A 5,718-nucleotide genomic window follows, 5' to 3' on the forward strand; every position below is an offset into this window, starting at 1 on the left:
ACTATCCATAGAAACAGGCTATTCCAAATACGGAAATAAGTTAGTGACATTCTAAATAGAAAAGTGAGGTAGTATCACATGCTTGATACGAAATCTTTAGAACCGTATTTTTGTTTTTCTAATTCACCAGGTATTCAGTATATCGGAACGTATTGTCCAGATTATTCTAAAGATGAAAATAAACATGTAAAAGATTTTTTGCGAAAACTCATAGATTGCCTTTCGCATGTTGAACCGGCATACAGCCATGAAATTATATTAAGATTTTTACAGGATGAAACATATCAACAAGAGATACTATCACATGCGAATTTTCAGTCCGCATTCGATGAACAAGCAAAAGATTCTATTATTCATATGCTAGTAAATGAGTCTGAAATAATAGAAACAGTAAGTACTAGAATGAAGCAGTTAATAAACGGAGTAAGAAAGCCGATGGATCCTGATAAGTATGTTTTACTAGATTTTATTCAAAAGGCAAATACATATTTTGTACCGATAGACGATGGACGTAAGGAGTATACAAAATGGAACTGATCCGTAAGTATCATATTTTCTGCGCTTGGACAATCGCTATAAGTGCAATGTTGATTAGTTTGTTTTTTAGTGAATGGATGAAGTTACCTCCATGTGATTTGTGCTGGTATCAAAGGATGGCCATGTATCCATTAGTATTAATATTGGGGATAGGAATGTACAGAAAAGATCCGAACGTCAGCACGTATGCATTCCCATTTGCGTGTATCGGCTTAATGTTATCTGTATATCAAATTACAATTCAAACGTTTCCAGCTAGTGAGATGAAGATATGTTCAGTAGGAGTTTCTTGTACAGAAGATTATCTGAATTTATTTGGTTTCATCTCGATACCTATGCTATCATTTGTTGGAATTTTAGCCATCATAGTACTTTTATATATTAAACCTGATAAAGAGACAAAAGAACAAATAACACAGCGATTATAATCGATATACTCATATAAACACAAAATACTTATAACTTAAAAATAAAAAAGGAAACTAAAAAGGAGAAATTAAAATGACAACTATTCAAGCAAGTAATGAAATGCACAAAATCCCAGAGGCGGATGTAGAATTATTAAAGATTATGGCCCATCCAGTTAGATTACAAATCGTGAAGGAGCTAGAACACCGCAAGATTTGTAATGTAACACAATTAACGGAGCTATTAAATATTCCTCAATCTACGGTATCTCAGCATTTATCTAAAATGCGTGGGAAGATTCTTCGTTCGGAAAGAAGGGGATTAGAGATGTATTATCATATTGTAAATTCAAAGGCATGTCAGATTGTTAGTGTACTAGGTTTATAGAATAGTCTTGAACGGTAAAACAAGAACCTCATTTCATTTTGGGGTTCTTGTTTTACTATAGTTTTAGAATAATAGTTTTAATATTTTGAATTTTATTGATATATATTCAAAAATACACCTATTAAATTACAAATTCTGTTATTATATTATTAAAAGAAAATATGATAATTGGTATTGAGGGGGTAGATTATGAATATAGCAATCAAAGGAAACGAACAGATTCTGGGCTTATTAAATGATTGGTATGTGGAAATTCGTGCACGGCGCATAAGCAATGCGCATCGTTTAAAAGAAGAAATTGATGGTAAAATTCAAAATATAAAAGATCAGAACTTATTATTATACTATTCATTATTAGATTTTCGTCATCAATATGTAATTGATAACTTAGGTGTTTCTACAAGTAGTTTTGATAAAGTAGAATCTTTTGAGATTCCTTCTAACAACACTTTAACTTATTATTATCATTTCTTTAAAGCTATCCATGCTAGTGGAACTGGTAGTTATAAGGTTGCAAAAGAACACTTTGATCAAGCCGAAAAATTATTAGAGCTTATCAATGATGACGTTGAGAAAGCTGAATTTTATTATAAGTTAGGTGCATTCCATTTTGATATTTGTGATTCACTGGTCTCTTTTCAGTACACAACAAAGGCAAAAGAAATGTTTTTAGCCCATGCTGATTATGAACGTAATGTCGGCTTTTGTGAGAACTTGTTGGGGTTAGCTTGTATAAACTTAAAAGAATGGTCATTAGCAGAGGAACATTTTGCGGCCGCAATGGACAAGTTCCAAAAAGTCGGAGAAGATAAGTTTATTATTATGGTGCGCCATAACTTGGGTTGGATGTATTCTAAACAAAATCTATCATCTTTAGCGATTCGTTATTTATCTGAAGTCGTTGAAAATTCTCCAAACCATTACAAAGCCATGTATGCAAAGGCATTGGAACATTACAAACTGGACGAGCGAGATGTCGCAGCAGAACTCATTGAAAATGGATTAAATATTAGTAAGAAACTTAATCAAGAAGAGTTCATACATCGATATCTCATTTTACAAGAGCTAAACAATGCTTCACCTACTCAAAAGCTCGAAACCGTAGTGCTAGCAGGAATTGATTACTTCGAAAGAGAAGGATTGTATGAAGATGTTCAAGAGTCTTATGAGACGCTGGGAACAAAATTTTATGACGAAAAGAATCATCATGAGGCGAGTAAGTATTTCCATTTAGGGTTGAAAGCGAAACGAAAATTTTTTGAGGAAGGAGCTTTAAAATGAAAAAAATAGTATTCAGTTTAATGGGAATTGTCACGGCTATAACCTTGACTATAGGTGTGACGAATACAGCGAAAACTCCACAATCTTACGAAGTAATTCAAAGTCTTTCAGTTGGAGATCACGGTGGTTGATACACTAATTTAATGTATAATAAAAAGGGCTAGGATTTATCATCTAGTCCTTTTTTTATTGATTGGATGTTTTCATAAGGTTCAATTCGTAAAATTGTTAAAGCGTATGCCGTGATTCGAGGCCTACTACGTCTTTGGTTCAAATAAGAAAAAATACGATTGGGGAGTGAAGAGCAATAAAGAATCATATCAGGAGCCCTCAGGGACAACTATTGCAAATCAATAAGAAATGGTCTCACCTAAAGCAAAAACAGCGTGAAACCATATCAACTTGGCTGAGAGAGGCTTATATAGAGAAGATTAAAGTTCATAACCGTAGATTGAAAGCGAGAGAACATGAGGATGTTTTAGAAAGGGTAATGAGTAAAATCTATGATCGTGAAATTTGGATTCCTGATTATGAAGTCGAAAAGTATTACAAGGGAAAAATAAATAGATGGTATAACAAACACATTTCATTGGATGAAAAAAATGATAAGGAGGAGAATATATGAAACATAGTATCGGAAATGTGAGTACTTCATATATAATCCGTCTAATTTTAAATGATTTAGACGGATTTATTACAGCAGGAAAAAGGGAATTTAATTTTTGCTCAGAATCCGGAGTATCCTCTGTGGAGGAGCTAATTTCTGATTGGTTGGAGTGGTTTAATGATTACCCGCAAGGTATATCGCCAGATGAATTAAAAGAAATTGAAAGGGAGATAGGTGAATTGATGGGGAGTATGTTTATATGGTCTCATAATATTGAAGAAAGAGAAGGGTTTATAAAGCAATTTAGCGATTATTTCGGAGAATATATAGGTTTTTGTAAATTAGTTAGGGATGTATATCTTGAAGAGTTGAAAGATGAGTTGTCATATTAACATCATAAATTCCTAATATTATTATAAAAAGAAATTAAAACTAATGTTCTTTAAATAATGAAAAAGTTAAAGGAGAAAAGAAAGTGAAATTAGAGATTGAAAAGTTTATTAGTGAAATAGAATTTCCGGAAGCTGCTATGGGTCTTATTGAAGAGGGAATATTATGTTATAAAGCAGGAGCTTATAGGTCAGCGTATATCATGTCATATTTATTTTTCTTAAGTGTAGTGAAGCACAGAGCATTAGAAAGTTCATATGCTCCCATTGGGTATGGTAGGGAACGAAAGAAGAAAACAGACGAAATTCCAAACGATGAATTCTGGGAAAGAAAAGTATTCGACTTAATTACTACAGGAAAATCACATAGTTGTTATTTTGAAGTTAGCGAATTGATAATTACACAAATGGAATATTGGAGGACTTTGAGACACGAGTGTGTACTTTCTAAAGGTAATCAGTTTGTAGCAGCGCATGTTGAATCATTTTGGTTATTTTTACAAACAACTCTCCCTGAGTTATTAATTAACTGTAGGAAGAATGTCTTATCTAGAGAGGCTGAGGAGATTTTAGAAAATTTGTTTGAATGGGATAAAAAGTGAAGAGGTTTTATCGGATACTTTAATGAAGAGGAGGAAGCTATGACAATGTAGCTTCCCCTAAATAATTGCACAAAATGTTGATTTTGTGCAATTATTAGTATTTTTTATTCAAATTGTCTTCTTTCCAAGCGATCAACAGCCTCACGTTTCTTCTCATTATTAATATTTGTATAGATACTAGTAACTTCTACAGAAGTGTGGCCAAGTTGATCTCGGAGTAATACTAGGTCTTTGTTTTCCTTATAATGATTTGTAGCATATGTGTGCCGTAGTTTATGAGGGCTACGCTTCTCATCAAATGCACTTGAATATTTATCACATAACTTCTGTATAGCTCTAACAGTTAACTGTGTATATTTCCCCTTATAATTTGTTACAAAAAGTAAGTCTTCATCTTGAGGGCAGTTATATTTACTAGGACGAACCTTAATGTACTCCTGAATATCATCTAAGCAAGAGCGAGTAGCTAATACGGAAGATCTCTTATTACCTTTACGCGTTACTTTTACTTTCCCCTGGCGGAAGTTTATGCTAGATATAGTAAGACTAGCTACCTCAGAAACTCGAAGCCCAGTGCCTAAAATGAGGCTTATAATGGCTATGTCTCTTTCTTTATCACGCTGAAAAAAATTATATTTTTTTGGTGATATATCTTTCAACATTTCACCATAATCATTTGCTAGAAATTGAAGAAAAGCAACATCATCTTTTTCATTAAATATCATGTTTGCAACGTCATCTGCTCTTGCTGCTGCATCTACTTTCTCCTTATGCAGTTCAATTTTCTCCATTACATTACGAGAGATGTAATTTTCCCCTTGTTCATTCTCTGTATTTAGAGCTAAGTACTTGAATAGGGATTTTAAAGCGGAGAAAGTTCTGTTAATAGCTCTTGTCTCAATACCTTCTCCCTGTAGATATCTTTGAAAAGTTCTAGCTTCATTTAATGGTAGATTTTCTAGTGTTGAAATTGGTACATCACATATATTAGTGACCACCTTACCGTTTTCGACGGCTAATCGATTACTTATAAGCCATTTTAGAAACTTTTCAAATTCAGTAATGTAAGCATACAATGTAGCGGGGGAGAGGGCTGTTTTCATTTCTGCATACTCTATGATATACTAGGGCATTTTACTTTTATGCTTATCTATTAGTATTTTAAACTTTTCTTTTTCTTGGTTACTCATGTTGTACACATCAAATCAAATAATGTAAATTATTTTTTAAACTAATACTTAAACCGATATTTAAACTAACTATTCGGATTTTTGAGCTAGAATGCTATTTTAATAAATAACTTGATTACATATATGGATACCATAATAGTTTTTGAAAAAGAAGAGAGGTATCAATATATAATTGATACCTCTACTATACTCAATTCTATGAAATCCATCAAACTGTTCGTTAAATACACTTTTAACGGATACATTATATGAGATAATTATTGTAAATTGAAGAATTATTATTACATTCTGTATGCTATTGAATAGAGAACTGGTGT

The 5,718-nt window shown here is 32.5% G+C and carries 8 protein-coding genes and 1 pseudogene; 8 read left to right on the top strand and 1 reads right to left on the bottom strand.

Going from position 1 to position 5,718, the window contains the following annotated elements:
* The first annotated feature begins 78 nt into the window (after nucleotides 1-78).
* From ACS2CR_RS33150 to ACS2CR_RS33185, 8 genes are all read left to right on the top strand, one after another.
* Complete coding sequence (locus ACS2CR_RS33150) at nucleotides 79-537, top strand: hypothetical protein (RefSeq protein WP_000887510.1); 459 nt, start codon at nucleotides 79-81, stop codon at nucleotides 535-537.
* Entirely contained in the window at nucleotides 528-965 is a 438-nt protein-coding gene (locus tag ACS2CR_RS33155) for a disulfide oxidoreductase (protein WP_000420420.1), read from the top strand. The genes ACS2CR_RS33150 and ACS2CR_RS33155 overlap by 10 nt, the downstream gene beginning before the upstream one ends.
* A 73-nt stretch (nucleotides 966-1,038) precedes the next feature.
* Entirely contained in the window at nucleotides 1,039-1,332 is a 294-nt protein-coding gene (locus ACS2CR_RS33160) for an ArsR/SmtB family transcription factor (protein WP_000207869.1), read from the top strand.
* A gap of 189 nt (nucleotides 1,333-1,521) precedes the next feature.
* Nucleotides 1,522-2,613: a Rap family tetratricopeptide repeat protein gene (locus ACS2CR_RS33165; protein WP_001017354.1), complete on the top strand. Its 1,092-nt coding sequence runs from the start codon at nucleotides 1,522-1,524 to the stop codon at nucleotides 2,611-2,613.
* Nucleotides 2,610-2,744, top strand: coding sequence for a hypothetical protein (locus ACS2CR_RS33170; RefSeq protein WP_000724740.1), 135 nt, complete (start codon nucleotides 2,610-2,612; stop codon nucleotides 2,742-2,744). Before ACS2CR_RS33165 ends, ACS2CR_RS33170 begins: the two co-directional genes overlap by 4 nt.
* A 176-nt stretch (nucleotides 2,745-2,920) precedes the next feature.
* The gene (locus tag ACS2CR_RS33175; protein WP_053513494.1) at nucleotides 2,921-3,238 is read left to right on the top strand and encodes a hypothetical protein; all 318 of its coding nucleotides are present in this window, start codon (nucleotides 2,921-2,923) and stop codon (nucleotides 3,236-3,238) included.
* Nucleotides 3,235-3,612 (top strand): hypothetical protein, encoded by a 378-nt coding sequence (locus tag ACS2CR_RS33180; protein ID WP_000682816.1) that lies wholly within the window; start codon nucleotides 3,235-3,237, stop codon nucleotides 3,610-3,612. Before ACS2CR_RS33175 ends, ACS2CR_RS33180 begins: the two co-directional genes overlap by 4 nt.
* 83 nt (nucleotides 3,613-3,695) lie before the next feature.
* Nucleotides 3,696-4,211, top strand: a complete 516-nt coding sequence (locus ACS2CR_RS33185) for a hypothetical protein (protein ID WP_000763085.1) — start codon at nucleotides 3,696-3,698, stop codon at nucleotides 4,209-4,211.
* A 104-nt stretch (nucleotides 4,212-4,315) separates the two neighbouring features.
* Here ACS2CR_RS33185 and xerS read toward each other — a convergent pair.
* Nucleotides 4,316-5,401 (bottom strand): annotated as a pseudogene (gene xerS / locus ACS2CR_RS33190) (tyrosine recombinase XerS).
* Nucleotides 5,402-5,718 lie beyond the last annotated feature (317 nt).

Source organism: Bacillus cereus group sp. BceL291, from assembly GCF_051776705.1.
In the GTDB taxonomy this organism is placed as follows: domain Bacteria; phylum Bacillota; class Bacilli; order Bacillales; family Bacillaceae_G; genus Bacillus_A; species Bacillus_A cereus.

Excerpts from the sequence above, each read along its gene's own strand:
- ACS2CR_RS33150 (WP_000887510.1), top strand. The coding sequence starts at position 79 with ATGCTTGATACGAAATCTTTAGAACCGTATTTTTGTTTTTCTAATTCA.
- ACS2CR_RS33155 (WP_000420420.1), top strand. The coding sequence starts at position 528 with ATGGAACTGATCCGTAAGTATCATATTTTCTGCGCTTGGACAATCGCT.
- ACS2CR_RS33160 (WP_000207869.1), top strand. The coding sequence starts at position 1,039 with ATGACAACTATTCAAGCAAGTAATGAAATGCACAAAATCCCAGAGGCG.
- ACS2CR_RS33165 (WP_001017354.1), top strand. The coding sequence starts at position 1,522 with ATGAATATAGCAATCAAAGGAAACGAACAGATTCTGGGCTTATTAAAT.
- ACS2CR_RS33170 (WP_000724740.1), top strand. The coding sequence starts at position 2,610 with ATGAAAAAAATAGTATTCAGTTTAATGGGAATTGTCACGGCTATAACC.
- ACS2CR_RS33180 (WP_000682816.1), top strand. The coding sequence starts at position 3,235 with ATGAAACATAGTATCGGAAATGTGAGTACTTCATATATAATCCGTCTA.